The 22,211-nt window shown below is 65.6% G+C and carries 20 protein-coding genes; 10 read left to right on the top strand and 10 right to left on the bottom strand.

All coding sequences use genetic code 11. The annotated features are described in order from the left end of the window. Window positions 1-92 precede the first annotated feature (92 nt). The 6 genes from AC4D2Q_RS16965 to AC4D2Q_RS16940 form a co-directional block, all read right to left on the bottom strand. Window positions 93-1,706, bottom strand: a complete 1,614-nt coding sequence (locus AC4D2Q_RS16965) for an AMP-binding protein (protein WP_490927659.1) — start codon at window positions 1,704-1,706, stop codon at window positions 93-95. A gap of 84 nt (window positions 1,707-1,790) precedes the next feature. After that, window positions 1,791-2,081: a DUF1540 domain-containing protein gene (locus AC4D2Q_RS16960; RefSeq protein WP_490927660.1), complete on the bottom strand. Its 291-nt coding sequence runs from the start codon at window positions 2,079-2,081 to the stop codon at window positions 1,791-1,793. Window positions 2,082-2,179: 98 nt separating this feature from the next. Then, a complete protein-coding gene (locus tag AC4D2Q_RS16955; protein ID WP_490947602.1) occupies window positions 2,180-3,106 on the bottom strand; it encodes a hypothetical protein in 927 nt (308 codons plus the stop codon). Between the two features lie 10 nt (window positions 3,107-3,116). Next, on the bottom strand, window positions 3,117-3,482 hold the full coding sequence (locus tag AC4D2Q_RS16950; RefSeq protein WP_490947601.1) for a DoxX family protein: 366 nt from the start codon (window positions 3,480-3,482) through the stop codon (window positions 3,117-3,119). A 114-nt stretch (window positions 3,483-3,596) separates the two neighbouring features. Beyond that, window positions 3,597-4,616 (bottom strand): LacI family DNA-binding transcriptional regulator, encoded by a 1,020-nt coding sequence (locus tag AC4D2Q_RS16945; protein ID WP_490947600.1) that lies wholly within the window; start codon window positions 4,614-4,616, stop codon window positions 3,597-3,599. Window positions 4,617-4,738: 122 nt separating this feature from the next. After that, window positions 4,739-6,463: a glycoside hydrolase family 13 protein gene (locus AC4D2Q_RS16940; protein ID WP_490947599.1), complete on the bottom strand. Its 1,725-nt coding sequence runs from the start codon at window positions 6,461-6,463 to the stop codon at window positions 4,739-4,741. 281 nt (window positions 6,464-6,744) lie between these two features. Here AC4D2Q_RS16940 and AC4D2Q_RS16935 point away from each other — a divergent pair, with 281 nt between their 5' ends. From AC4D2Q_RS16935 to AC4D2Q_RS16925, 3 genes are all read left to right on the top strand, one after another. Then, window positions 6,745-8,034 (top strand): sugar ABC transporter substrate-binding protein, encoded by a 1,290-nt coding sequence (locus AC4D2Q_RS16935; protein ID WP_490947598.1) that lies wholly within the window; start codon window positions 6,745-6,747, stop codon window positions 8,032-8,034. A 129-nt stretch (window positions 8,035-8,163) separates the two neighbouring features. Next, window positions 8,164-9,771 (top strand): ABC transporter permease subunit, encoded by a 1,608-nt coding sequence (locus AC4D2Q_RS16930; protein WP_490927666.1) that lies wholly within the window; start codon window positions 8,164-8,166, stop codon window positions 9,769-9,771. Further along, window positions 9,768-10,703 carry a sugar ABC transporter permease gene (locus tag AC4D2Q_RS16925; protein WP_490947597.1) on the top strand — a complete coding sequence of 312 codons (936 nt, stop codon included), beginning with the start codon at window positions 9,768-9,770 and terminating at the stop codon, window positions 10,701-10,703. Before AC4D2Q_RS16930 ends, AC4D2Q_RS16925 begins: the two co-directional genes overlap by 4 nt. On the opposite strand, the gene AC4D2Q_RS16920 is transcribed toward AC4D2Q_RS16925, so the two are convergent. Further along, entirely contained in the window at window positions 10,700-11,677 is a 978-nt protein-coding gene (locus tag AC4D2Q_RS16920; protein ID WP_490947596.1) for an aldo/keto reductase, read from the bottom strand. The two genes, AC4D2Q_RS16925 and AC4D2Q_RS16920, sit on opposite strands and share 4 nt — an antisense overlap. Before the next feature lie 157 nt (window positions 11,678-11,834). Here AC4D2Q_RS16920 and AC4D2Q_RS16915 point away from each other — a divergent pair, with 157 nt between their 5' ends. Together AC4D2Q_RS16915 and AC4D2Q_RS16910 are read left to right on the top strand one after the other, a co-directional pair. Further along, window positions 11,835-12,851 (top strand): CHAD domain-containing protein, encoded by a 1,017-nt coding sequence (locus AC4D2Q_RS16915; RefSeq protein ID WP_490927669.1) that lies wholly within the window; start codon window positions 11,835-11,837, stop codon window positions 12,849-12,851. A 13-nt stretch (window positions 12,852-12,864) separates the two neighbouring features. Continuing rightward, complete coding sequence (locus AC4D2Q_RS16910; RefSeq protein WP_490947595.1) at window positions 12,865-14,433, top strand: MFS transporter; 1,569 nt, start codon at window positions 12,865-12,867, stop codon at window positions 14,431-14,433. Window positions 14,434-14,459: 26 nt separating this feature from the next. Here AC4D2Q_RS16910 and AC4D2Q_RS16905 read toward each other — a convergent pair whose 3' ends face one another. After that, a complete protein-coding gene (locus AC4D2Q_RS16905; protein ID WP_490947594.1) occupies window positions 14,460-15,494 on the bottom strand; it encodes an LLM class flavin-dependent oxidoreductase in 1,035 nt (344 codons plus the stop codon). A gap of 252 nt (window positions 15,495-15,746) precedes the next feature. Between AC4D2Q_RS16905 and AC4D2Q_RS16900 the strand changes: the two genes are divergently transcribed. Both AC4D2Q_RS16900 and AC4D2Q_RS16895 read left to right on the top strand, forming a co-directional pair. Continuing rightward, the gene (locus AC4D2Q_RS16900; RefSeq protein ID WP_490947593.1) at window positions 15,747-16,820 is read left to right on the top strand and encodes a lipid II:glycine glycyltransferase FemX; all 1,074 of its coding nucleotides are present in this window, start codon (window positions 15,747-15,749) and stop codon (window positions 16,818-16,820) included. 48 nt (window positions 16,821-16,868) lie between these two features. Then, complete coding sequence (locus tag AC4D2Q_RS16895; RefSeq protein ID WP_490947592.1) at window positions 16,869-18,704, top strand: threonine/serine exporter family protein; 1,836 nt, start codon at window positions 16,869-16,871, stop codon at window positions 18,702-18,704. Window positions 18,705-18,772: 68 nt separating this feature from the next. Here the strand turns inward: AC4D2Q_RS16895 and AC4D2Q_RS16890 are convergent, their stop codons facing one another. After that, complete coding sequence (locus AC4D2Q_RS16890; protein ID WP_490947591.1) at window positions 18,773-19,630, bottom strand: siderophore-interacting protein; 858 nt, start codon at window positions 19,628-19,630, stop codon at window positions 18,773-18,775. 27 nt (window positions 19,631-19,657) lie between these two features. Next, the gene (locus AC4D2Q_RS16885) at window positions 19,658-20,491 is read right to left on the bottom strand and encodes a uracil-DNA glycosylase (protein ID WP_490947590.1); all 834 of its coding nucleotides are present in this window, start codon (window positions 20,489-20,491) and stop codon (window positions 19,658-19,660) included. A 178-nt stretch (window positions 20,492-20,669) separates the two neighbouring features. On the opposite strand from AC4D2Q_RS16885, the gene AC4D2Q_RS16880 reads away from it, so the two are divergent. The 3 genes from AC4D2Q_RS16880 to AC4D2Q_RS16870 all read left to right on the top strand — a co-directional run bounded on the left by AC4D2Q_RS16880 (window position 20,670) and on the right by AC4D2Q_RS16870 (window position 22,031). Continuing rightward, a complete protein-coding gene (locus AC4D2Q_RS16880) occupies window positions 20,670-20,972 on the top strand; it encodes a DUF3263 domain-containing protein (protein ID WP_490927675.1) in 303 nt (100 codons plus the stop codon). 38 nt (window positions 20,973-21,010) lie between these two features. Beyond that, the gene (locus AC4D2Q_RS16875; RefSeq protein WP_490947589.1) at window positions 21,011-21,616 is read left to right on the top strand and encodes a LytR C-terminal domain-containing protein; all 606 of its coding nucleotides are present in this window, start codon (window positions 21,011-21,013) and stop codon (window positions 21,614-21,616) included. A 211-nt stretch (window positions 21,617-21,827) separates the two neighbouring features. Continuing rightward, window positions 21,828-22,031 (top strand): cold-shock protein, encoded by a 204-nt coding sequence (locus AC4D2Q_RS16870; RefSeq protein ID WP_490947588.1) that lies wholly within the window; start codon window positions 21,828-21,830, stop codon window positions 22,029-22,031. Window positions 22,032-22,211: the final 180 nt, after the last annotated feature.

The following is a 22,211-nucleotide window of genomic DNA, read 5'->3' as shown; positions in this document are numbered from 1 at the left end:
CCACGGGCGTGTTTGACCCGGCCGAGCTTACCCGCCGTGACGGTGTGAATCATCAGCGGGCAGGTGCTTGCCGCGGGCTGCGGCGGGAGGGCCTAATTGATCCGGGCCTCCCGGCCGTCCCATTCGCGGGCACGCAGTTCATTCTTCCGGATTTTCCCGGTGGATGTCTTGGGCAGCTCCACAATGAATTCCACGCTGCGCGGAGCCTTGTAGGAGGCGATTTGGGCCTTAACGTGTGCCGTCAGTTCCTCCGCCGTCGTGGTGCAGCCGGGGGACAGCACCACAAACGCCTTGGGCCGTTCACCCCAGCGGTCATCCGGAACACCGACCACGGCCACATCCGCCACGGCCGGGTGGCTGGCCAGGGCCTGTTCCACCTCGATCGTGGAGATGTTCTCACCTCCGGAGACCACCACATCCTTGGAGCGGTCCAGCAGCTGGACGTAGCTGTCCGCATGCATGACACCCAGGTCCCCGGTATGGAACCAGCCGCCGCGGAAAGCATCTGCGGTGCCGGCGTCGTCGCGGTAGTAGCCCTTCATCACGGAATTTCCGCGCATGACAATCTCGCCCATCTCCACGCCGTCGTCGGCGACGTCGATGAGGTCTCCGGAGGCTCCGACCTCGTCGCGGACAACGCGCATCCGGTCCGACGTCAGCATCCCCACGCCCTGCCGCGCCATCCTGCGCGCCAGGGTGTCTTCATCCAGCGAGGACCACGCAGCCTGGGGTTCGCAGACCGCATACGGGCCGTAGGATTCCGTGAGCCCGTAGACATGCACCACGGCGGCTTTCAACTGATGGATCTTGGAAATGATGGTGGGGCTGGGCGGGGCGCCGGCCGTGACGATCGTCAGCGGATGCTCGAGGTCATGGGCTTCCGCTGCGGTGGCAATGGCGCTGAGGACCGTGGGGGCGCCGGCGAGGTGGTCGACCCGGTGGGTGTCAATCAGACGCCAGATGTCCGGCCCGCGCACGGCACGCAGGCAAACGTGCGTGCCCGAAGCGGCGGTCAGCGCCCACGTGGTGCACCAGCCGTTGCAGTGGAACATGGGCAGCGTCCACAAATAGACGGTGTCCGCATCGAAACCCTGGTGGTGCACCTCGCCGAGCGAGTTCAGGTACGCCCCGCGGTGCGTGTACATCACGCCCTTGGGCGCTCCCGTGGTGCCCGAGGTGTAATTCAGGCTGATGACGGCGTTTTCGTCCGGCACCTCCCAGGAAAGCGGAGCGTCGGTTCCGCGGTCCAGGAAGTGAGCGTACGACGTCGTTCCCTCCACCGTGTCCGCGGTTCCGTCCTGCAGGGGGAAAGAGAAGACTTCGGTGACGGTTTCCAGTTCCGGCGAACCCAGGCCGCGGAGCAGGTCCGGATCCCCGAAGAGCAGTGTGGCTCCGGAATGGTTGCAGATGTAGGCGGTTTCGGGCGAGGACAAGCGGGTATTCAACGCCACGATGACGCCGCCGGCCAAGGGCACCGCGTAGTGGGCAATCAGCAGTTCGGCGGAATTGGTGCCGAGGAACGCCGCACGACCGCCCTCTTCCAGTCCGGACGCCCGCAGGGCGGAAGCGGTGCGGGTGACCTCTGCGGCCAGCTCCCGGTAGGTCAGGGTGCGGTCGCCGTCGACCACAGCCGTCTTGTCCGGGTGTACCTGAGCTGCACGTTCCAGAAAGCGCAGGGGCGTCAAAGCAGTGTCCAAGCCGGGCATTGTTCTCCTTTAGGGCAGGTCGATGGCACCCAACGTTACAGGGACTGTGAGGCTTGGGTCACATATCCGATTGGTGGCGGCCGGTTAGCGGGACTGGTAGGTCAAGCAGTCCGCCGACTCTGCTCCGGGGCCCACCCTGACATCGTGGGCGGTGCACATGAGGTGGTCATTGTGGGTGCACTCGCTCCGGGCGCACGCTCCGACCGAGGCCAGGACCTTTGGCAGGCCTCCGGTGGCCGTGGTGTCGATAAACGTGGAACAGCTGGCGTGGTCCGGGGCTCCGCCAACGGTAATGGCATAGGCCGTGCAGCCGTCATGGTTGTAATCGCAGCTGTGGACGGAGCAATCGCTGACGGGCGCCACATGATCAGTCATGGTTCCTCCAAGGGGGAGTTGCTGTCTGTCGAATTCCGAACGTACCACCGGCGGACGCCAATAATTAGGACGAATTTGTTGGACGTATTTGGCCCAGGTCAGCCCTCATCCAGGGCCTCCAGCCTTGCCTGGGCTTTTTCCACGGCCCGGCGTGCGGCGCGCGCGGAGCGGCGGGCAGCATCGCGGGCGCGTTCCACAGTGCCGGCGCGGCGGTCCACGGCAACCACTTCACTTTCAAGGGTGCGGATGCGTTCGCGGAGCTCGTCGATTTCATCCGTCAGCTCATCCCGGTGGTCCGCGACGGTGCCGACCTCCTCCTGAGCGGTCCGCAGGGCATCTTCGGCCTGCTCGGCACGCTGCTGCGCGTCCGCCAGGGTGGTCCGCGCGGCACGGAGCGCGCGGACGGACGCAGCTTTTTCCTTTGGTGACGGCGCGCTTCCGGCGTGGGTCTCCCCGTCCCTGGTCCGGGGGGACCGGGGCGGCCGCTTCCCGGCGAGTGCGGCAGCAGGCCGGACCAGCGCAGGATCCGCGACGGCGCCGTCAACGTTTACGGGGTCCCAGCCGTTGGCTTCGAGCGCCCGGACCAACTGGCCGCTGGCGGCGGCGTCGGCTGCTTCGGCGTCGGTCATGGCGGCCCACAGTGTTTGTTCCACCTCTGCACCAACGGCCGCGCTGACGGGGCGGCCCAATTCCTGGGCGAGTGCGCGGGCCTCCCGGGCGGCTGAACGCAGCAGGCGCTGGCGTTCACCGCTGAGACGGCGCAGTTCCTGCTGGTCAAGGTCCTGCTGGGCTTCGCGCAGGACGGCGCCCAGTTCCAAGACCTCGGACACCAGCTCCGGGCGGTGCAGCGCGAGCATGTTGACCAGCCAGGCGCCGGCCGACGGCTTGGGCAGCGACCGGATTTCCCTGCCCAGCTCTTTGTCTCCGGCCTTGGACGCTTCCGCGGCGAGCTTGTTCCTGGCTGCCGTGAAGCCGTCCGGCATCAGCGCATACAGGTCGGCGATGATCCGGGCCTTGTCCGTCATTGCGGTTTACTCACTCCATCCGGTCAATCCGGCCCCACGCCACGAGTGCAGCCATCAACAGCAGGATAGCCGGAAGGAGTGCCGCCTGCCGCTGGTTCCGGTGAAGGTGAAGCAGGACTGCCAGGGCCATCAGGACCACCAGTCCGCAGGCGGCCAGGGGTGTCAAGGCCGGAGCCCAGCCCAGAATTCCGGGGAGCAGCAGGGTGAGCCCGGCGAGAAGTTCCACGGCTCCCAGGACGCGGATGGCCGCGGGGGAGTAGCCGTCAGTCCACGGCAGTTTACCCAGCTGCCGGGAGGATCGCGTCAGCCGCTGGGCGCCGATTCCCATGAACATCAGGGCCAGGACTATCTGCAGGATCCAAAGAAAGAGAGACATGGCCGGGAGAGTGTTCCTTCAGCAGGACTAATTGACGTTTCAGTCAAGCACGGTTGGAACACCAAAACGAGGGCGTGGGTGCAGCTGCGGAGGGTGCGGGTCCGCTCCGTCCGGTCATCGGCGCAGATCGGCCGGCACCGAAGTGCTGGACCGGACCACGAATTCCGTGGGGTAGAACCGCTGAATCCAGTCGGATTCCAGCGGTGTTTGCGCCAGAAGGGACAGAACGGCGGCGACGGCGGCTGCCCCCTGGCCCTTCGGATCCTGGCTGATGGTGGTCAGTCCAAAAACCTCTCCGAGTTCATGTCCGTCAATGCCGATGACTGACAGGTCCTCGGGAACACGCAGACCCAGGGCTCCGGCGGCGAGGATGGCACCGATGGCCAGCTCGTCCGAGGCGCAGAAGATGCCGGTAGGCCGGCCGTGCGGAGATGCCAGCAGCGTCTTGGCGGCCTGTGCACCGCTGGCCACGGAAAAGTCGGCGCTGTTAATATGCAGGCAGTCCAGCCCCGCCCGGCCCATGGCCTGTTCATAGCCGTCCCGGCGGGTGCTGCCCAGCCGGAAGTCACGCACCAGTTCCTCACCTCCGCCGATGTGGGCAACCCTGCGGTGCCCCAGCGAGATCAGATGTTCCGTGGCGAACGCAGAGATGTTGGCCTCGTCCACCCGGATGGTATGGGTTTGGGGCAGCGGGCCGCCGATGGCGACAATCGGCTTTCCGACGGCATGCAGCTGGGCCAGTTCCTCATCGGTGAGTCTCAGTGCCACGGCTATGACGGCATCGAGCCGCTTGCGCCGCAGCATTTCGGTCAGCACGCTTTCGCGGTGGCCCGGTCCGTCACTGGTGTTGTAGAGCGTGAGGTCATACCCGGCATCGATCAGGGCGGCGGCAGCACCTTCCAGCACCTGGGAAAAGTACCAGCGGCCAACCGTGGGCATCACGATGCCGATATTGCGGCTGCGGCCGGAGGCCAGCGACGACGCGTTGTAGGACAGGACGTAGCCCAGTTCATCTGCGGCCTCCTGCACCTTTTGGCGGGTAGCCTCGGAGACTTTCCCGTTGCCGCTGAGGGTACGGGAGACCGTGGCCGAGGAAACTCCGGCACGTGCGGCCACATCTTTGATGCCTGCCACGTAATTTTGCCTCAATTCGGCGACCGCCTGGCGGCTGCCTTAGCTGCTGGTTGGGGAAAACCGGCTGCTGGGAGAAGCAGAACCGGGCTGCGGCACCGGACCGGGGTCCGGTGCCGCACGCATTAGCTTAGCCGGAGCCAGACGGCGCGGTTGGATGCCAGCATTCCATCGGCAGCTGCGCCGGGCTCGCTGGCCACCAGCACCTCACCTTCCGGCAGGGCCACCGGTTCGGTGCCCATGTTCAGCACGGTCAGCACGTTCCCGTTGAGGAAGGCCACCACTGAGTCGCCGTCGACGTCGGGCCACCAGGCCAGCGAACCGGCCCCGAGGGCGTACTCACGGCGCACGGCGAGGGCGCTGCGGTACAGGTTCAGGGTTGAGGCCGGATCCTCGCGCTGGACGTCGCGGGCCATCGAAGCCCAGTCCGCAGGCTGGGGCAGCCAGGCCTGGCCGGTGCTGCTGAAACCGAAGCTGTCCACGGCCGAGTACCAGGGCAGGGGAACGCGGCAGCCGTCACGGCCCAGGCGCGCACCGCCGGTGCGGTGGTAGCTGGGGTCCTGCCGGAAATCGTGCGGCATGGTGGTGTGGTCCGGCAGGCCCAGTTCCTCGCCCTGGTACAGGTAGACACCCCCGGGCAGGGACAGCATGAGCAGCGTGGCTGCGCGGGCGCGGGAGAGGCCCAGTTCGTGGTTGGGCTGCGGATCCTCCGGGCCCAAACCGTCGCCGGGGCGCTCCTGGTGGCCTTCGATGCCAAAACGCGTGGCGTGGCGGACAACGTCATGGTTGGACAGCACCCAGGTGGTGGGCGCCCCCACCTTGTCAAAAGCCTCCAGCGAGGAGCCGATGACGTGGCGGACGGAGCCGGGATTCCAGTCATGGTTCAGATAGGCGAAGTTGAACGTCTGGTGCATTTCATCCGGGCGGACCCAGTCGGAGAGCCGGTCCAGCGGGTCGATGGTGGCTTCGGCGCAGAGCACGCGCTCGCCGTCGTACTCTTCCAGCAGTTTCCGCCATGAACGGAAGATGTCATGGACTTCCTGCTGGCCGAACATGGGCGCCTCATGGCCCGGAAAACCGTCCGAGGAGCAGCCGTCTGCCCGGCCGCCCCAGTCGGGGAGGCCTGACTTCTTGACCAGGGCGTGGGCCACGTCCACGCGGAAGCCGCCCACGCCGCGGTCCAGCCAGAACCGCAGGACGCGCTCAAATTCGGCGTGCACGGCGGGGTTGTCCCAGTTGAAGTCAGGCTGCGTGGAGTCGAACAGGTGCAGGTACCACTGGCCCGGGGTTCCGTCTGCGGCGGTGGTCCGGGTCCAGGCGGATCCGCCGAAGTGGGACTGCCAGTTGTTGGGCGGAGCATCGCCGTTGTGGCCGGCGCCGTCGCGGAAGATGAACATTTCCCGTTCCGGGGAACCCGGCCCTGAGGCCAGCGCGGCTTGGAAGAGGGCGTGCTCGTTGGAGCAGTGGTTCGGAACGAGGTCGACAATGATCCGGATTCCGTGGCCGTCCGCAGCCGCCACCAGGGCGTCGAAATCTTCCAGCGTTCCGAAGAGGGGATCGACGGAGCAGTAGTCGGCCACGTCATAGCCGGCGTCGTTCTGCGGGGACTTGTAGAACGGGGAAAGCCACAGGGCGTCAATGTCCAGCTCTGCCAGCGAGCCCAACTCAGCCGTGATTCCGGGCAGATCCCCGATGCCGTCTCCGCTCAGGTCGCGGAAGGAGCGCGGATACACCTGGTAGATGACCGAGGAACGCCACCACTGGCGGTCGTGCTCGCTGGAGGCAGCGTGGAGGGGAACAAGGGAGGGTCCGGCAACAGGGCCGGTGACGGAGATTACATCGCTGAGCATGGGAGCCATACTAGGGGCATCTCGGCCCATTAATGAAAACGCTTACATGTGCGCCTGCAACCCCTCAGGTCGCTTATCTTTTGTGACCCGACACACCCTCCAAAGTGATGCAGATCTGTGATTGGACGCACAACGTGTACACGCTTACACTTTCTCCATACATAGGTTCTGACGGAGAGTTCCGTCTGCTCCCGACCCGTGTGCTGGCGCGGTTCAAAGAGGTTTCCGTGCCGGCTGCGAGAACGCCGGTAACCACTTGAAAATCTAGGAGAGGTACACCAATGAAGGTGCACACCACGGGAACGACGGCGTTTGGCCGCCGTTCCTTCGCTCTCGGGGCCGTTTCGGTCACCGCTGCCCTTGTCCTCAGCGCCTGCGGCGGCAGCGACGCCGCCGAGAGCAAGGACTCCACCGACCTGGCCAGCGCCGGCGCCACCACCCTCACCATGTGGGTTGACGCGGAGCGTTCCCCGGCCCTGACCGACGTCACTGCCCAGTTCAAGGAAGACACCGGCATTGAAATCAAGCTGGTGACCAAGGATTTTGAACAGGTTTCCGATGACTTCATCACGCAGGTTCCCACCGGCAAGGGCCCGGACCTGATCGTCGGCCCGCACGACTGGCTGGGCAAGTTTGTCCAGAACGGCGTGATTGCGCCCATCGAGCTCGGTGACAAGGCAGACGAATTCCAGCCGTCCTCGGTCGCCGCCATGACCTATGAGGGCAGCACCTACGGCGTTCCCTACTCCATCGAGAACATTGGCCTGCTGCGCAACGCTGATCTGGTTCCCGAGCCGGCAGCCACCATGGACGAAGTCATTGCCAACGGCAAGGCCGCGGTCGAGGAAAAGGGTGCCGAGTTCCCGTTCCTGGTGGGCATGGATCCCAAGCAGGGCGATCCGTACCACCTGTACCCGTTCCAGACCTCCATGGGCGTGCCCGTTTTCGGAACTGACGAGAACGGCGGCTATGACGCCTCCAAGCTGGAATTGGGCAACGAAAACGGTGCGGCCTTCGCCGCCAAGGTGAAGGAATGGGGCGAGGCCGGCGCAGGCATCCTGAACTCCAACATCACCGCTGACATCGCCAAGGAAAAGTTCAACGCCGGAGCGTCCCCGTACTTCCTGACCGGCCCGTGGAACGTGCCGCTGGCGCAGGAAGCCGGAATCAACGTCGTCGTCGATCCCCTTCCCACCACCGGTGATTTGCCCGCCCAGCCCTTCATCGGCGTCAACGGCTTCTTCATCAGCTCCAAGAGCCAGAACTCCCTGGCAGCCACCGAATTCGCCCTGAACTACCTCACCACCGAGGCCGTCCAGGACGCCATGTTCGAAGGCGGCGGACGCCCTCCGGCCCTGACTGCCTCCTTCGACAAGGCTGCCGAAGATCCGATCGTTGCCGCCTTCGGCAAGATCGGCGCCGACGGCGTTCCCATGCCCGCCATCCCCGAAATGGGCTCCGTTTGGGCCGACTGGGGCGGCACCGAGCTTGCCCTGATCAAGGGCCAGGGCGACCCCGCCGAGTCCTGGGCCACCATGGTCGGCAACGTGGAAGCCAAAATCGCCAAGTAGTCCGGCATCAGCCGCACCTAAGTTAGATACGTCCGCCGGCGGTTTCGCCGGCGGACCAGGTTTGCGGGCCGGGACGGCGCCCAGTTTCTGAGCGCCGTCCCGGCCCGAACCGGTTCAAGGAGAACCCCGATGGTTGACCAGCTGGACACACCTGTCCGCTCCGACAGTCCCGCACCGCCCAAAAAGCCCCGCCGCAGCCCCGATTCAACAGCCGGTTTGCTGGCCAAGATCCTCCTATTGGGCCTGACGGATGCGTTTGCGGTGTTCGTCCTCATGGCCCTGTTCATGAACGAGAAATGGCTCATTCTCGCCGTCGCCGCCGCGGTGACGGTGCTGATCAACTGGATCTATCTGCGGCGCGGAGGCCTCCCGGCCAAATACCTGGCCCCCGGGGTCCTGTTCCTGCTCATCTTCCAGGTCTTTGTGGTGGTGTACAGCGGTTACGTGGCATTCACCAACTACGGTGACGGGCACAACAGCACCAAGGACGACGCCGTCTCCTCCATTTCCATGAGCGCCCAGAAGCGCGTTCCGGACTCTCCCGCCTATCAGGTGTCCGTCGTGGAAAAGGATGACGTGCTCTCCCTGCTGGTCACCGACCCCGAGGGCAGCGTCCGCATCGGCACCACCGGCGAACCGCTGGAGGACGTCGATGACGCTGAGATCGGCGGCACCGGCAAAGCCGTGGGCGCCGACGGTTACCGCACCCTGACTTTCAACGAACTGCTTTCCGTCCAGCAGGACATCACCGCCATCAAGGTGCCGCTCTCGGATGATCTCGCCGACGGCACCCTGCAGACCGCGGACGGTTCCAATGCCTACGTCTTCAAACCGGTACTGGTTTACGACGAAGCAGCCGACACCTTCACCGACACTGAAACAGGCGCCGTATATAAGGACGGCGGCGAGGGCTCCTTTGTGGCGGACAACGGCGAACGGCTGGCCACCGGCTGGAAGGTGGGCGTGGGCTTCGACAACTTCGAGCGCGCCTTCACCGACCCGGACCTCCGCGGCCCGCTGGTCAGCGTCATCCTGTGGACCTTCGCCTTTGCCCTTTGCTCCGTGCTGCTGTGCTTTGGGCTGGGGCTGTTCCTGGCCCTGACGTTCAACCACTCCAACCTGCGGGGCAAGAAGATCTACCGCACCATCATGATCCTTCCCTACGCTTTCCCGGCCTTCCTGGCCGGGCTCGTGTGGTCCGGAATGCTCAACGAGCAGTTCGGCTTTATCAACGAAGCGCTCTTTGGCGGGGCGGATATCCCGTGGCTGACCGATCCGTGGCTGGCCAAGTTCAGTGTGCTGCTGGTGAACACGTGGCTGGGCTTCCCCTACATGTTCCTGGTGTGCACCGGCGCCCTGCAGTCTCTGCCCGAAGACGTCAATGAGGCCGCGCGCATGGACGGAGCCTCCGCCTGGCGGATCTTCCGGTCCATCAAGCTGCCGCTGCTGCTGGTCTCCACGGCTCCGCTGCTGATTTCCACGTTTGCGTTCAACTTCAACAACTTCAACGTGATCTTCATGCTCACCGGCGGCGGCCCCCGGTTCTCCGACACCAACATGGACATCGGAGCCACCGACCTGCTGATCACGCTGGTTTACAAGGTGGCATTCGGCCAGGGGTCCGGACGTGACTACGGGCTGGCCAGTGCGCTGGCAGTCCTGATCTTCATCATCGTGGCAGTTATCTCAGCGGTCAGCTTCCGGCAGACCAGGGCGCTGGAGGAAGTGAACTCATGAGCATTTCGACTCAAACCCCGGCCGGCAAGAAATCCCCGGCGGGCACAACGGGCCGGGCTGTTCCGCAGCCCCGCAAAAGCTTTGGGCACTGGTTCCGGGACAAGGGCTGGCGCCACCTCGTAGGCGTGGTCATGGGCGTTTTTGCGCTCTTCCCGCTGGCCTATGTGCTTTCGGCGGCGCTGAGCCCCACCGGCACGCTGGTCTCCTCCAACGGACTGTTTACCACCGTCAAGTTCGACAACTTCGTCGACCTGTTCTCGGATCCGCAGAAGCCCTTTGCCAAGTGGTTCGTGAACACGCTCGTCGTCGGGCTGATCACCAGTGCCGGCACCGTCTTCCTGGGCGCCCTCGCGGCCTATTCATTTTCCCGGATGCGGTTCACCGGCCGCCGGTTCGGGCTGATGAGCCTGATGCTCCTGCAGATGTTCCCGCAGATGCTCGGCGTGGTGGCCATCTTCCTGCTGCTCAGCGGCATCTCCGACGTCGTGCCCTGGCTGGGACTGGGCAGCCAGACCGGCCTGATCATGGTCTACCTCGGCGGAGCGCTGGGCGTGAACACCTATCTGATGTACGGCTTCTTCAACACCGTTCCCAAGTCCCTGGACGAGGCAGCGCGGATTGACGGTGCCAGCCATGTGCAGATCTTCTTCACGATCATCCTGCGCCTGGTCACGCCCATCCTGGCCATCGTGGGACTGCTGTCCTTCATTACCGCCACCGGCGAATTCCTGATCGCCTCCATTGTGCTGAACGATCCGGACAGCCAGACACTGGCCGTAGGCCTCTACTCCTTCGTGGGGGACAGCCAGTCCCGCACCTGGGGTGTCTTCTCAGCCGGCGCCGTCCTGGCCGCGCTGCCCGTCATGGCGCTGTTCCTGTTCCTGCAGCGGTTTATTTCCTCCGGACTGACCTCCGGAGCAGTGAAGGGCTAAAACCCCGCCGGGGCCCGCGGAGTGTAGTCCTGCTCCAATTCGTCCAGGTCCTCCGGCGAAAGCCGGAGGTCCAGGGCGGCCACCGCGTCATCCAGGTGCCCGACGGCGGAGGCGCCCACCAGAGGCGCGCTCACCACCGGGTGGGCCAGGACCCAGGCAAGAGCCACCTGGGCACGGGTTACTCCGTGGCGCAGGGCCACCCGCAGCACCGCGTCGGCCACAGCCCGGTTGGCGTCCTGTTGCCCGGAGTAGAGGGAGTGGCCCAGCTCATCCTGCTGCTGCCGGAGGCTGATCTCGTCCCATCCGCGGGCCAGCCTGCCGCGGGCCAGCGGCGAGTAGGCGAGCACGCCGGTGCGCGCGGCCGTGCACAGAGGAAACATTTCCCGCTCCTCCTCGCGGTAGATCAGGTTGTAATGCGCCTGCATGGTCACGAAGGGGGACCAGCCGTGCGCCTGCTGCAGCGCCAGCGCCTGCGCGAACTGCCAGGCGTACATGGTGGAGGCGCCCAGGTAACGGACCTTTCCGGCCCGCACCAGGCCGTCCAGGGTCTCAAGGGTTTCCTCCAGCGGGGTGGAATTGTCCCACCGGTGGACTTGGTAGAGATCGATGTAGTCCGTCCCCAGCCGCGACAGGCTTTCGTCCACCTGCCAGAGGATGTGTTTGCGCGACAGGCCCCATCCGTTGGGGCCGGGCGCCATTTTCCCGTGGACCTTGGTGGCGATGACCACCTCTTCCCGGCGTGCGTCCCTGAGGACTGTGCCGCCGATAATCCGCTCGCTGTCCCCCGAGGAATAGACGTTTGCGGTGTCAAAGAAAGTGATGCCCAGCTCCAGGGCGCGGCGCAGCACCGGCCGGGACTCGGATTCGCGCAGCGTCCACCCGTGGGTCCCGCGCTGGGGGTCGCCGAAGCCCATGCATCCCAGCCCCAGTGCCGACACCGTGGTGCCCGAGTTTCCCAGTTTTACGTATCTCATGCGTTCGCTCTTTTGCCTTGGCGGAACAGGGCCCGGCGGCCCGGGTACCGGCGATGCTACAGCCGGGGCCGAGAAGCGGAAAGAGCCTGGCCGGCCTGCGCCTCCGCACCGCGCCGAACCCCTGCCGGGAACCAGTTTCGCGGTTCTATACTGAGCCATGCCTACCGCTCAGGAGCCGCAGATCCGGGCAGCTTTCCGGATCCCCGGCAACACGGATGCCTCTTCTCCCGCCCAACCGATCCCAGCCGCAGCCGCGGAACACATTGCGGTGCGAGTGGCCGCCAGCGAACCGGCGCCGCCCGAACCTGACGGCCCGGTTGGACTGCTCCTGGTGGAGTATCTGCACGGACAGCTCCTGGCCATGCTTCGGGAGGATCCGCGGGTGCGGGCCAACGAGGCGGATGCCATCCACAAGATGCGCGTGGGTACCAGACGGATGCGATCGGCCTTGGCCAGCTACCGCAAGGTTTTGGGTCCTGAACAGGTGCAGGAGGTGCGGGATGAACTGAAATGGCTGGCCGGGGTTCTGGGTGCCGCCCGCGACGCCCAGGTGATGCGGGCACGCCTGCAGTCCCTGGCGGCAGCGCAGCCCGCCGAGCTGGTCATGGGGCCGGTCCGCCAGCGCATCGACGAAGAGCTGCTGGGGGATTATCGGGCCGCTCACGCACTGGTGCTGCAGGCGCTCGACGGCGGGCGTTACCGCAGCCTGCTTGAGCGGCTGGAGATTGTGGTCACCAAACCGGACTTCACTCCCGAAGCTGATGCGCCGGCCGCGCAAACAGCAGCCCGCATGCTGACCCGGGACCGAAAACGCCTGCACCGGCAGGTGCGGGACGCCCGCACGGCGGGCAGCGAGGATCTCCGGTCCGAATCCCTGCACGAGGCGCGCAAGGATGCCAAACGCCTGCGCTACGCGGCTGAGGTTGCTCAGCCGGTGTGTACCGAAGGGTCGGCCGAGCTTGCGGCCGGTGCCGAACACATCCAAAAAATCCTTGGCGAGCATCAGGACAGTGTGGTCAGCCGGGAGTATCTGCGCCGGCTCGGTGCCGAAGCCGCGGGCGCCGGCCGGAACGGGTTCACCTACGGACTGATGTACGCGGCGGAAGAGGAACGCGGAAGAACAGCACGGAAGCGGTTCCGGAAAGCATGGGCAGGATTCCCGCGCGTGGTCTGACGGAGGTGTCCTGATGGATTCGGTATCGCCCTGGGCGCCCCTGCGGCGCCGCGCCTTCCTGATTCTGTGGCTCGCCAATCTCGGGTCCAGCATTGGCACGTGGATGCAGACCGTGGGCGCGCAGTGGTTTCTGGTGGAGAAAGCGTCCAATCCCGCCTTGGTATCCCTGGTCCAGACGGCCAATCTGCTGCCTTCCCTATTGCTGGGACTCATTGCCGGATTCCTTGCCGATGCCTTCAACCGGCGGCGCCTGATTCTCGGGGCCAATCTTTTTGCGGCGGCCGCTGCCGCCGTCCTGACCGTGATTGCGGCGCTGGGCCTGCTGAATCCGGATTCGCTGCTTCTGTACACCTTCCTGATCGGCTGCGGGGTGGCCCTCAGCCAGCCGGCATGGCAGGCCATTAACCCCGACCTGGTGCCGCGGGAGGAAATTCGGGCGGCGGCTGCCCTGGGCAGCATGGCGGTAAACGGTGCCCGGGCCGTTGGTCCTGCCGTGGCAGGTGTTCTCGTCTCCTTCTTCGGTCCGGCCTTTGTCTTCGGACTCAACGCGGTGTCGTTTCTGGGAACGGCGCTGGCCGTCTACGTGTGGCGCGCGCCCCCGGGCCCGGATGACCCGGAACGCCTGCGCGAGGCACTTGCGGCCGGAATGCGTTACATCCGGGCGGCACCGAGGATCCGGCGCATTCTTCTGCGGACCGGTTTCTTCGTGACGCCCGCGAGCGCGTTGTATGCCCTGCTTCCGGTGGCCGTGAACGGGCACCTCCACCTCGGGTCCACCGGCTACGGCCTGCTGCTGGGCGCGCTGGGCGGCGGCGCCGTCGTCGGTGTGGTGCTGCTGCCCAGGGTCACGGACCGGATCAATGACAACCTGATGCTTGGGCTGGCGGCGGCCGTGTTCGGCGTCGCGACGTTTGCCGCCGGCATCCTGCCCGCGGGCGTGCTGGCTGCGCTGCTGGTGTTCGCGGGCATTTCCTGGATTGCCACCTTCTCCATTCTTAACAGCGCCATTCAGCTCACGCTGCCGGAATGGGTGCGTGCCCGCGGGCTTTCGGTCCAGCTGATGGTGACCACCGGGGCCCAGGCGCTCGGTGCTGTTGTTTGGGGATCCCTGGCAACCGCCTTCGGTTATGCCCCGGTATTGGCCGCGGCGGGAATTCTGCTGGTGGCCGCGGGGCTGAGTATTACCGTCCTGCCGCTGCTTCCGCGCACCGGCAAGCTGGATCGGAGCGTCGCGGAAGCTGATCTCGGCATTGAGGCGGAGGAGGAGCCCGAGCCCGATGCCGGGCCGGTCACCGTCCTCATCGCCTATGAGCTTGCTCCCGACAAGGCGGCCGACTTTGTGCAGGCCATGCATGAAGTGAAGCTTGCGCGGATGCGCACCGGCGCCCGGGACTGGGAACTGGTCCACTCGGTGACGGACTCCCGCCAGTTCCGCGAGATTTACGACGTCGCCACCTGGCGGGAGTACCTGCGCCAGGAACAGGAACGCATCACGGGCGAGGACCGCAGGGCTATGGACCGCGCCGCGGAGATGGCCGAGGAGCCGCCCCGGGTGCGCTGGTTCCTTCCCGCCTCGGTCTAGCTGTACCAGGCGGAGACGGGAAGGCGCTACGCGAGCTGCTCGCGGACCAGCGGGGCCACTTCCGTGCCGTACAGGCGGATGCAGTTCATCAGCAGCTCGTGCGGCAATGTTCCGAGGCTGTACTTCAAATCGAAGCGGCTCAGCTCCAGCTCCCGGGCCACCCGAACGATTTTGGCAGCGACGGTCTCCGGGGAACCGATAAACAGGGCGCCGTCGGGACCCGCTGAGGCCAGATAGTCGCTGTGGGTGGTGGGGCTCCAGCCGCGCTCGCGGCCGATCCGGTTCTGCATGCGTTCAAAATGCGGCCAGGCCTCTTCAAGTGCCTGCTCATCGCTGGCCGCTATGTAACCGGGGGAGTGTGCTCCCACCGGAAGCATCGGACGCCCAAACTGGGTCAGCGCCCGCTTGTACAAATCCACGAACGGCGCGAAGCGTGCCGGTTCGCCGCCAATGATGGCCAGCATCAGCGGCAGGCCGTAATGGGCAGCCCGGACTACGGACTGCGGCGTTCCGCCCACGGCAATCCAGACCGGGAGCTCGCCGGAGGCAGTGGGCGGATACACGCGCTGGTTCTGCAGCGGCGCCCGGGTGCTGCCGCTCCAGGTCACCGGCTTTTCGCGGCGCAGTTCGGAAAAGAGCTCGAGCTTTTCCTCAAAGAGCTCGTCATACTGTGCCAGGTCCAGGCCAAACAGGGGAAAGGACTCGGTGAAGGATCCCCGTCCCAGGATCACCTCGGCGCGGCCGTTGGACACTGCGTCCAGGGTCGAGAAGCGCTGGAAGACGCGGATCGGATCATCGGAGCTGAGGACCGTTACTGCCGAACCCAGCCGGATCCGGCTGGTCTGGCCGGCAATGGCCGCGAGAATCACATCCGGAGCGGAGACGGCAAAGTCCTCGCGGTGGTGTTCGCCGATGCCAATGAAGTCAATGCCCACCGAATCGGCCAGCACTGCTTCGGCCACAACATTGCGCAGGACCTGGTGCTGTGGAAGCCGCTCACCGTCCGGGTCCGAAGTGACGTCTCCAAAGGTGTCCAGTCCAAGTTCCAGATGCTGACCCATGTGGTGCTTCCCGCTTCCGCTAAAAGTACATGATTTTGCATCTAGTGTAGCCGGGGCCGGGGCCGCCGGGGCGCCGCACCACAGGCCGCGGCAGCCGGGGCCACGTCACACTGCTGCGGGGGCTCGGATTTCATACTGGGAACACCACACCGGATAGACTTGGGGCGGTTCCTTGGGCAATTCCGGGGTCCGCTTCGGATCAGCAGCCGATGGCGCAAGTGATCAAGCGATCAAGTGATTAGTTGAGGTATTTTGCGAGACTTTAGTGCACGCCTGGCCACAGCCGACGAGATGGAAAAGTGGGACAGCCATGTGCTGTCCAACCCGTGCGGCGGGAACGTGCTGCAGTCTGCGTCCTATGCGGAAGTCAAGTCGCACCACGGGTGGAATCCGATCCATTTGGTATTCACCGGCCACGGTTACACCACGTACAACCTGGCCATCGAAAAGAAGGTTCCCGGCCTGGGCAGTCTCTGGTACCTCATCAAGGGCCCGGACGTAGCGGAACCGTCGCATGTGCCCGAGGTGCTGGATGCTTTGCGCCGGTTTATCAAGGACACCAAGCGCAACGTGTTCGCCGTCAAGGTGGAACCGGACATTGTGGACAGCCCGGAGGTGCGTGCCCAGTTCCTGGGCGCAGGCCTGGTGAAGACCTTCAATCTGCAGCCCAATGACTCCACGGCACTGCTGGATACCACTCCGGATACTGAACAGCTGCTCAAGAACCTCTCCTCGCGCGGGCGCAACGCCGTCCGCCGGGCGATCCGCGAGGAAGCGGATGTACGCCGGGTGGAACCCACCGAAGAGAACATGCGCATCATGTACAAGCTGATGAGCCACATCGAGGACCGGTCCTCGGCCCGGATGCGCTCCTACGAGTACTACCACCGCTTCTGGTCCAACTTCGTGGCCGCCGGCCAGGGCCGGTTCTACTTCGCCTTCGAGAACGGCGAACCCACAGTGGGTGCCTTTGTCATTGCCTATGGCAAAAAGGGCACGTACAAGGACGGCGGATCCAAGCCGCGCCGCAACCAGTACGGGGATTCCCACCTGGTTCAGTGGACCGCCATCAATGAGCTGAAGGAAGACTTCGGCATTGAGCAGTATGACTTCTGCGGAACTCCTCCCAGCGATCAGCTGAAAAACAAGGAGCACCCGCACCACGGCCTTGGCCTGTTCAAGACCAGCTTCTCGAAGACGGTCACGGATTTTGTGGGTTGTTATGACCTGGTCCTGGATCCGGTGCGGTACAAGATCTGGAACACCATTGGTGAGCGGGTGGCCCGCCAGATCTACTGGCGCCGGCACCAGCAGCCGTTTTACTAACCAGGAAGCATGCCTGAACGCCGATTCAGGCACAACAAAGGCGAAAGGGTGAGTCCTTTGGAGAACACGTCCGATGCAGACCGCCAAGAGCCTGCTCAGAACCCCGATCCGATGGTGGGACCGATTCCTGTAGTCCGGCAGCCCAAGGCGGCCGGTTCCAAGGCATCCGGGTCCAAAACATCCAGCGCCCGGGTGCGGCGCCCGGCCGCGCCCGGCCAGGCGCCGCAGTCAGCTAAGGCAGCGGGCCTGCCCACCGGTCCCGAAGGGACCGGCCTGCGCAGCACGAAACCGAAGCCGCCGCCTCCCACCACCTCGGTCATGATCACCCCGGCCAAGGGCGGCGCAGGCGGGCTTGCCCCGGATAAAACCCAGCCCGGCCGGCCACGGCCGGACACGGGCCAGGCTCCGCGGAAGCCCCGGGCGCGCAAAACCGTGCCGGGCAGCCACCACCATCCCGGCAGCGCCAATGCCCTGCGGCAGGACCGGTCCTCTGCGGCCGCCCGGCGGATGCTGCGCAAGTTGGTGCAGGGCGAAACTCCGCCCACGCAGGCCATGTCCATTGTGGAGCGGCTGGCTGGATCTCCCTATGCCAACCCGCTGGTGCGCAGCGCCGGACCGGATGCCTCGGCACGGAAGACTCTTGACCTTGCCCTCGGCCTGGCCGAAACCATGTTCCGCTACGGTGCCGGCGCCCTGGAAGTGGAAACTGCAATCATTGCGGTGACCGCTGCCTTCGGCCTGGACAGCATCGAGGTGGACATCACCAACCAGTCGGTGCTGCTGAACTATTCGCCCAAGGACCAGACCCCCATCACCGTCATGCGGGTGGTCCGGTCCTGGACCAACAACTATGCCGGGCTTGGTCTGGTCCACCAGCTGGTCACGGACATCATCGACGACGGCATCACCCGTGCCGAAGCGGCCAACCGGCTCAATGAAATTACGCACCGGCCCAAGCCGTTTCCACGGTGGGCAGTGACCTTTTCCACCGGCGCCTTTTCCGCCGCCATTGTCGGTTTCATCGGCGGCGGACCGCTGGCGTCAACGGTGGCCTTTGTCAGTACCTTCCTGGTGAGCCTGCTGCAGCGCGTGCTGGGCCGGTGGCGGGTGCCGGACTTCTTCACCACCGCGGCGAGCGGCTTCCTGGTCACGGCCATCGCCATGATCTTCTGGTCATTCGAGGTGCCCATCACCCCGGGCATTGTGGTGGCCGGAGGAATCCTGCTGCTCCTGCCCACAGGCCGGCTTGTCTCCGCCGTACAGGATGCGATCAACGGGTTCCCCGTGACGGCTGCGGGACGTTTCCTGTCCGCGTTCCTGACGTTCGGCGCACTGGTGGCGGGCATCGCCGTCGCACTGGTGACGGGAGCGCTGCTGGGGGTGCCGCGCGTGGACGTTACCCAGGTGGCAGGATCACAGTATCCATTTGTGCTGACGCTGCTGCTGCTCGCCGTGGCGCTGGCAACCATCTGCGTGGTGGAGCAGTCACCCCTCAGCCTGGTGCTGCCCACGGTCCTCACCGGGGCTGCCGGGTTCCTCGTGTTCGAGCTCGCGGAGCTGGTGGGCATGGGACCGCGGCTCACGCCGGCCGTCGCCGCCATATTTATTGGCATGATGGCCCGGATCATTGCCCTGCGCATGGGGGCTCCGCAGCTGATTGTGGCAGTTCCGGCAGTGCTGTTCCTGTTCCCGGGGCTTTCCATCTTCCGCGCCATGTACGGCCTGAGCATCGCGTCCGATGACATCACGGTTGGTGCCGTGGGGATCTTCAATGCACTGACCGTGATCCTGGCGATCGCCGGAGGCGTGGTGTTTGGAGACAACCTGGCCCGCCCGCTGACCCGGAACCTGTCAGGCATGGACCGCCGAAACCGCCGCCGCTAGGAACCCGGCTGCCGAACGCCGCTGACCGGCTCCCGGCAGCCGGGACGAAGGGCCCCGGAGGATGAGATCTAGAGGATCTTGCCCACCGGGGTCCTTTTTTCTGCCTGGAAGGCGTCTTCAGTGCGTCCCGCCGCCCAGTACCCGGACAGCGATACCTGCCGGCGTTCCAGGCCCCTGGCACCGAAAAGAACGTCCCGCAGTGCCTTCATGGCTTCCCGCTCACCATGGGCGAAGACCTGAACGTCGTTGCTTGGCCAGGAAGCGGCGGCCACGGCCGCGGCGAGCAGGCCGGTGTTCCCGGCCGGAAGTTCTCCCCGGTAGAGCCAGGTCACGGTCATGCCTGCCGGCATGGTGAGAGGCTGGCGGTCCTGCGGTCCGCCCACTTCCACAAAAACCTGCCCGACGGCGGCGGAGGGCAGGGCTTCCAATACGGCAGCCGTGGCGGGAAGCGCGGATTCATCGGCAGCAAAAAGGTACCAGCCGGCGTCGGGATCCGGATCGAAGGCTCCGCCGGGGCCGGTGAAGGAAAGGCTTTCGCCGGCGGCCGCACGGGCCGCCCAGGGACCGGCAAGCCCCTCGTCGCCGTGGACCACAAAGTCGATGGCGAGCTCCCGCGCCGCGGCATTGACGCTGCGGATGGTGTAGGTCCGCGAGACCGGCCACTGTTCCCGCGGGAACTGCTCCCGGAGGGCCTCAAGCTCGGCGCTGCCGTCCAGCGGCTTGCCGTCCGGCCCAAACCAGATCTTGCAGTATGCGTCCGCAAAGCCGTTGTCTGCAAAGTGCTCAAAGTTGGGTCCGCCCGCAATGATCCGAACCATATGCGGAGTCAACTGCTCGCGCCGCAGGACCTCCAGTGTCAGCAGCGGCCGGGACCGGCGGGGAGGATCCTGGGCAGGCTTTCCGGCGGGCACAGCAGTGTCGGGCATGTAATTCTCCTTGGTCAGGCGTTTCCCCTACCGTATCCCGTCCAGGGCCCAGTCCACGGGCTCAGCACCCTGGCTCTGCAGCATCTCGTTGACCCGGCTGAACGGCCGTGAGCCGAAGAATCCCCGCGATGCCGAGAGCGGGCTGGGATGGGCAGATTCGATGCGGGGCACCTCACCCAGCAGGGGCACGATTGAGCGCGCGTCATTGCCCCAGAGCACGGCCACCAGGGGCACGCGGCCGCCGTCGGCGGACCGGCGGGCGACGACGGCGCGCACGGCGAGCTCGGTGATCTGCTCCCAGCCGCGTCTGCGGTGGGAACCGGCGTCTCCCGCCCGAACGGTCAGGACACGGTTCAGCAGCAGCACGCCCTGGTCCGACCAGGCACTGAGGTCCCCGTGCGCGCAGGGCGCTATGCCGAGGTCGGCGTCGAGTTCCTTATATATGTTGTTCAGGCTCCGGGGCAGCGGCCGCACGCCCCGGTCCACGGAGAAGGACAGTCCGACGGCGTGGCCCGGGGTGGGGTACGGGTCCTGACCGATGAGCAGGACTTTCACCTCGGCCAGGGGACGGGAGAAGGAACGGAGAATGTTTCCGGGGGCCGGCAGCACCGTGTTGCCTGATGCGCGCTCTTCCTCGAGCCATGCTGCGATCCGGTGCAGTTCAGAAGCGGCCGGGGCCAGGGCAGCGGCCCAGTCCGGTGCCATGACGTCCCTGAGCGCGGCGGGCGCTGCGAAAGGAAAAGGTTCAGCGCCCGGGCCGGACGCGGCGTCGTCGTTGGCGGTGCCTGTCCCGGGACGGCGGGAACCGGCTGGAAGAGAATCCGGCGGCAGGGAGAAGAGGGTCGGTTCATTGGAGCTCACCCCTCCAGACTAGGGCCGCCGGCTGTGTCCGCGGGAGTTCCGGCGCCGGGATCAGCGGCGCCCGGGTGCCAACGCCGTGCGGGACTGCGGGCCCGTGTGACGGGCGGCGCCAAAATGGCAAGCATGTTATTTCCCCACTAGCATGGGATCGAACCGTCAACTTATCTGGGAGATTTCTGTGGCCGAAACAACCGAAGCCTTTTCGCTGGACGGCGCGGTTGACCCCGAAAGTCCCCTGGGAGAGCAAGAACAGCAGATGCTCGCGCTGGAGCGGGCCTGGTGGAAGTATGCCGGGGCGAAGGAACAGGCCATCCGTGAACTGTTCGGCATGTCCGCCACCCGCTATTACCAGGTCCTCAATGCGCTTATCGACACCGAGGACGCCCTCGCGCACGATCCGATGCTCGTCAAGAGACTGCGTAGACTACGTACAACCCGTCAGCGTGCGCGCACCGCCCGTCGCTCAGGCTTTGACGTCTAAATCCGTCGCCGCCGCAGACCCAAGGACTGATACGCACCATGAGCCCATATCCCCGGGATGAGTTTGACAAGGTTCCCGAGACATCATCGCGCCAGGGCGTCCACCGGGAACGGCTGATCCCCGCACGGTCCCGCGGACTTGGCCTGATCATTACCGTGGGGGTGCTTGCCCTGGTACTGGGCCTCGCCGCCTACTTTGTCCTTCCCCGGCTTGGCATCGGGGCGGACGACGCCGCCGGGCCGGCCGGAGATCCGGCGGCAGCGGCACAAGCTTCAGCACCGGCTTCAGAGCCCGGGCCGTCGGAGGAACCCGATACCTCCGCCGGTGCCTCCCCGAGTGAATCTCCGGCTTCCCCGGAGGCCTCGGACGGGGTGGACCGCAGCCAGCCCGTGGTGGTGCTGAACGGAACCGGCATTCCCGGGGTGGGGTCCATCGTTTCCGGCCGCATCGCAGCAGACGGCTGGACCGCCGAAGAGATCGCCGTGTGGAGCGGACAGCCGCTTCAGGGATCGGTCATTTTCTACAACGGCGCGGACCAGCTGGCCGGTGCCCAGGAACTGTCCCGGCTCCTGGAGATCCCCGCACTCTCCGAATCCGCAGAATTTGACCTGGTCACCGTGGTGGCCGGTCCGGGATTCCAGTAGGAACAACTCTCTTTTCGTAAAAACTGCATAACGATCGCCCATCCGGGTCCGCGACCCGTTTTCTGCTGGCTACAGTGAGTGCCAGCCGTGCCGCACCCGGTCCCAAACGAGCAGGGGAAATCCGCTGTCCGCCGGACCGGCTGTGTGCCGGCCCGTTCCGCCACGGGCAGCCTGGCGGAAGGCACGTTCGCAACAAGGCGGGAGAAAGAGCATGGCGCAGGGGATCGTCAAATGGTTCAACGGAGAAAAGGGCTACGGGTTCATCACCGTGGATGAGGCTCAAACGGACGTATTCGTCCACTGGTCCGCGATCCAGGCGTCCGGTTACCGCACCCTGGAAGAGGGCCAGCGGGTGCAGTTTGAGATTGGTGAGGGGCAGAAGGGCCCGCAGGCGGAAGACGTCCGCGCAGAGTAGGCGAGCGTCCGCTGTCCGGCGGACAAAGCGGCGGCGGCCCCCTCTGCAGGGCCCGCCGCCGTTTGGCGTGCCCCTGCCTGTGCTCCGGGTTGCAGATGAGCGTGAGGGACACAGCGCGAAGCCGTGATCGCTTGCACTCAGTGTGAGGGAGTGCTAATTATTGACTTAGCACTCTTGCCG

This window comes from Arthrobacter sp. TJ-178 (assembly GCF_058269275.1).
The sequence above is the reverse complement of the archived record's forward strand: the minus strand, read 5'-3'. Positions and strand labels throughout refer to the sequence as shown.

Coding starts and splice junctions, on each gene's coding strand:
- AC4D2Q_RS16965 (WP_490927659.1), bottom strand. CDS start 1,706: ATGCCCGGCTTGGACACTGCTTTGACGCCCCTGCGCTTTCTGGAACGT.
- AC4D2Q_RS16960 (WP_490927660.1), bottom strand. CDS start 2,081: ATGACTGATCATGTGGCGCCCGTCAGCGATTGCTCCGTCCACAGCTGC.
- AC4D2Q_RS16955 (WP_490947602.1), bottom strand. CDS start 3,106: ATGACGGACAAGGCCCGGATCATCGCCGACCTGTATGCGCTGATGCCG.
- AC4D2Q_RS16950 (WP_490947601.1), bottom strand. CDS start 3,482: ATGTCTCTCTTTCTTTGGATCCTGCAGATAGTCCTGGCCCTGATGTTC.
- AC4D2Q_RS16940 (WP_490947599.1), bottom strand. CDS start 6,463: ATGCTCAGCGATGTAATCTCCGTCACCGGCCCTGTTGCCGGACCCTCC.
- AC4D2Q_RS16935 (WP_490947598.1), top strand. CDS start 6,745: ATGAAGGTGCACACCACGGGAACGACGGCGTTTGGCCGCCGTTCCTTC.
- AC4D2Q_RS16930 (WP_490927666.1), top strand. CDS start 8,164: ATGGTTGACCAGCTGGACACACCTGTCCGCTCCGACAGTCCCGCACCG.
- AC4D2Q_RS16925 (WP_490947597.1), top strand. CDS start 9,768: ATGAGCATTTCGACTCAAACCCCGGCCGGCAAGAAATCCCCGGCGGGC.
- AC4D2Q_RS16920 (WP_490947596.1), bottom strand. CDS start 11,677: ATGAGATACGTAAAACTGGGAAACTCGGGCACCACGGTGTCGGCACTG.
- AC4D2Q_RS16915 (WP_490927669.1), top strand. CDS start 11,835: ATGCCTACCGCTCAGGAGCCGCAGATCCGGGCAGCTTTCCGGATCCCC.
- AC4D2Q_RS16910 (WP_490947595.1), top strand. CDS start 12,865: ATGGATTCGGTATCGCCCTGGGCGCCCCTGCGGCGCCGCGCCTTCCTG.
- AC4D2Q_RS16905 (WP_490947594.1), bottom strand. CDS start 15,494: ATGGGTCAGCATCTGGAACTTGGACTGGACACCTTTGGAGACGTCACT.
- AC4D2Q_RS16890 (WP_490947591.1), bottom strand. CDS start 19,630: ATGCCCGACACTGCTGTGCCCGCCGGAAAGCCTGCCCAGGATCCTCCC.
- AC4D2Q_RS16875 (WP_490947589.1), top strand. CDS start 21,011: ATGAGCCCATATCCCCGGGATGAGTTTGACAAGGTTCCCGAGACATCA.
- AC4D2Q_RS16870 (WP_490947588.1), top strand. CDS start 21,828: ATGGCGCAGGGGATCGTCAAATGGTTCAACGGAGAAAAGGGCTACGGG.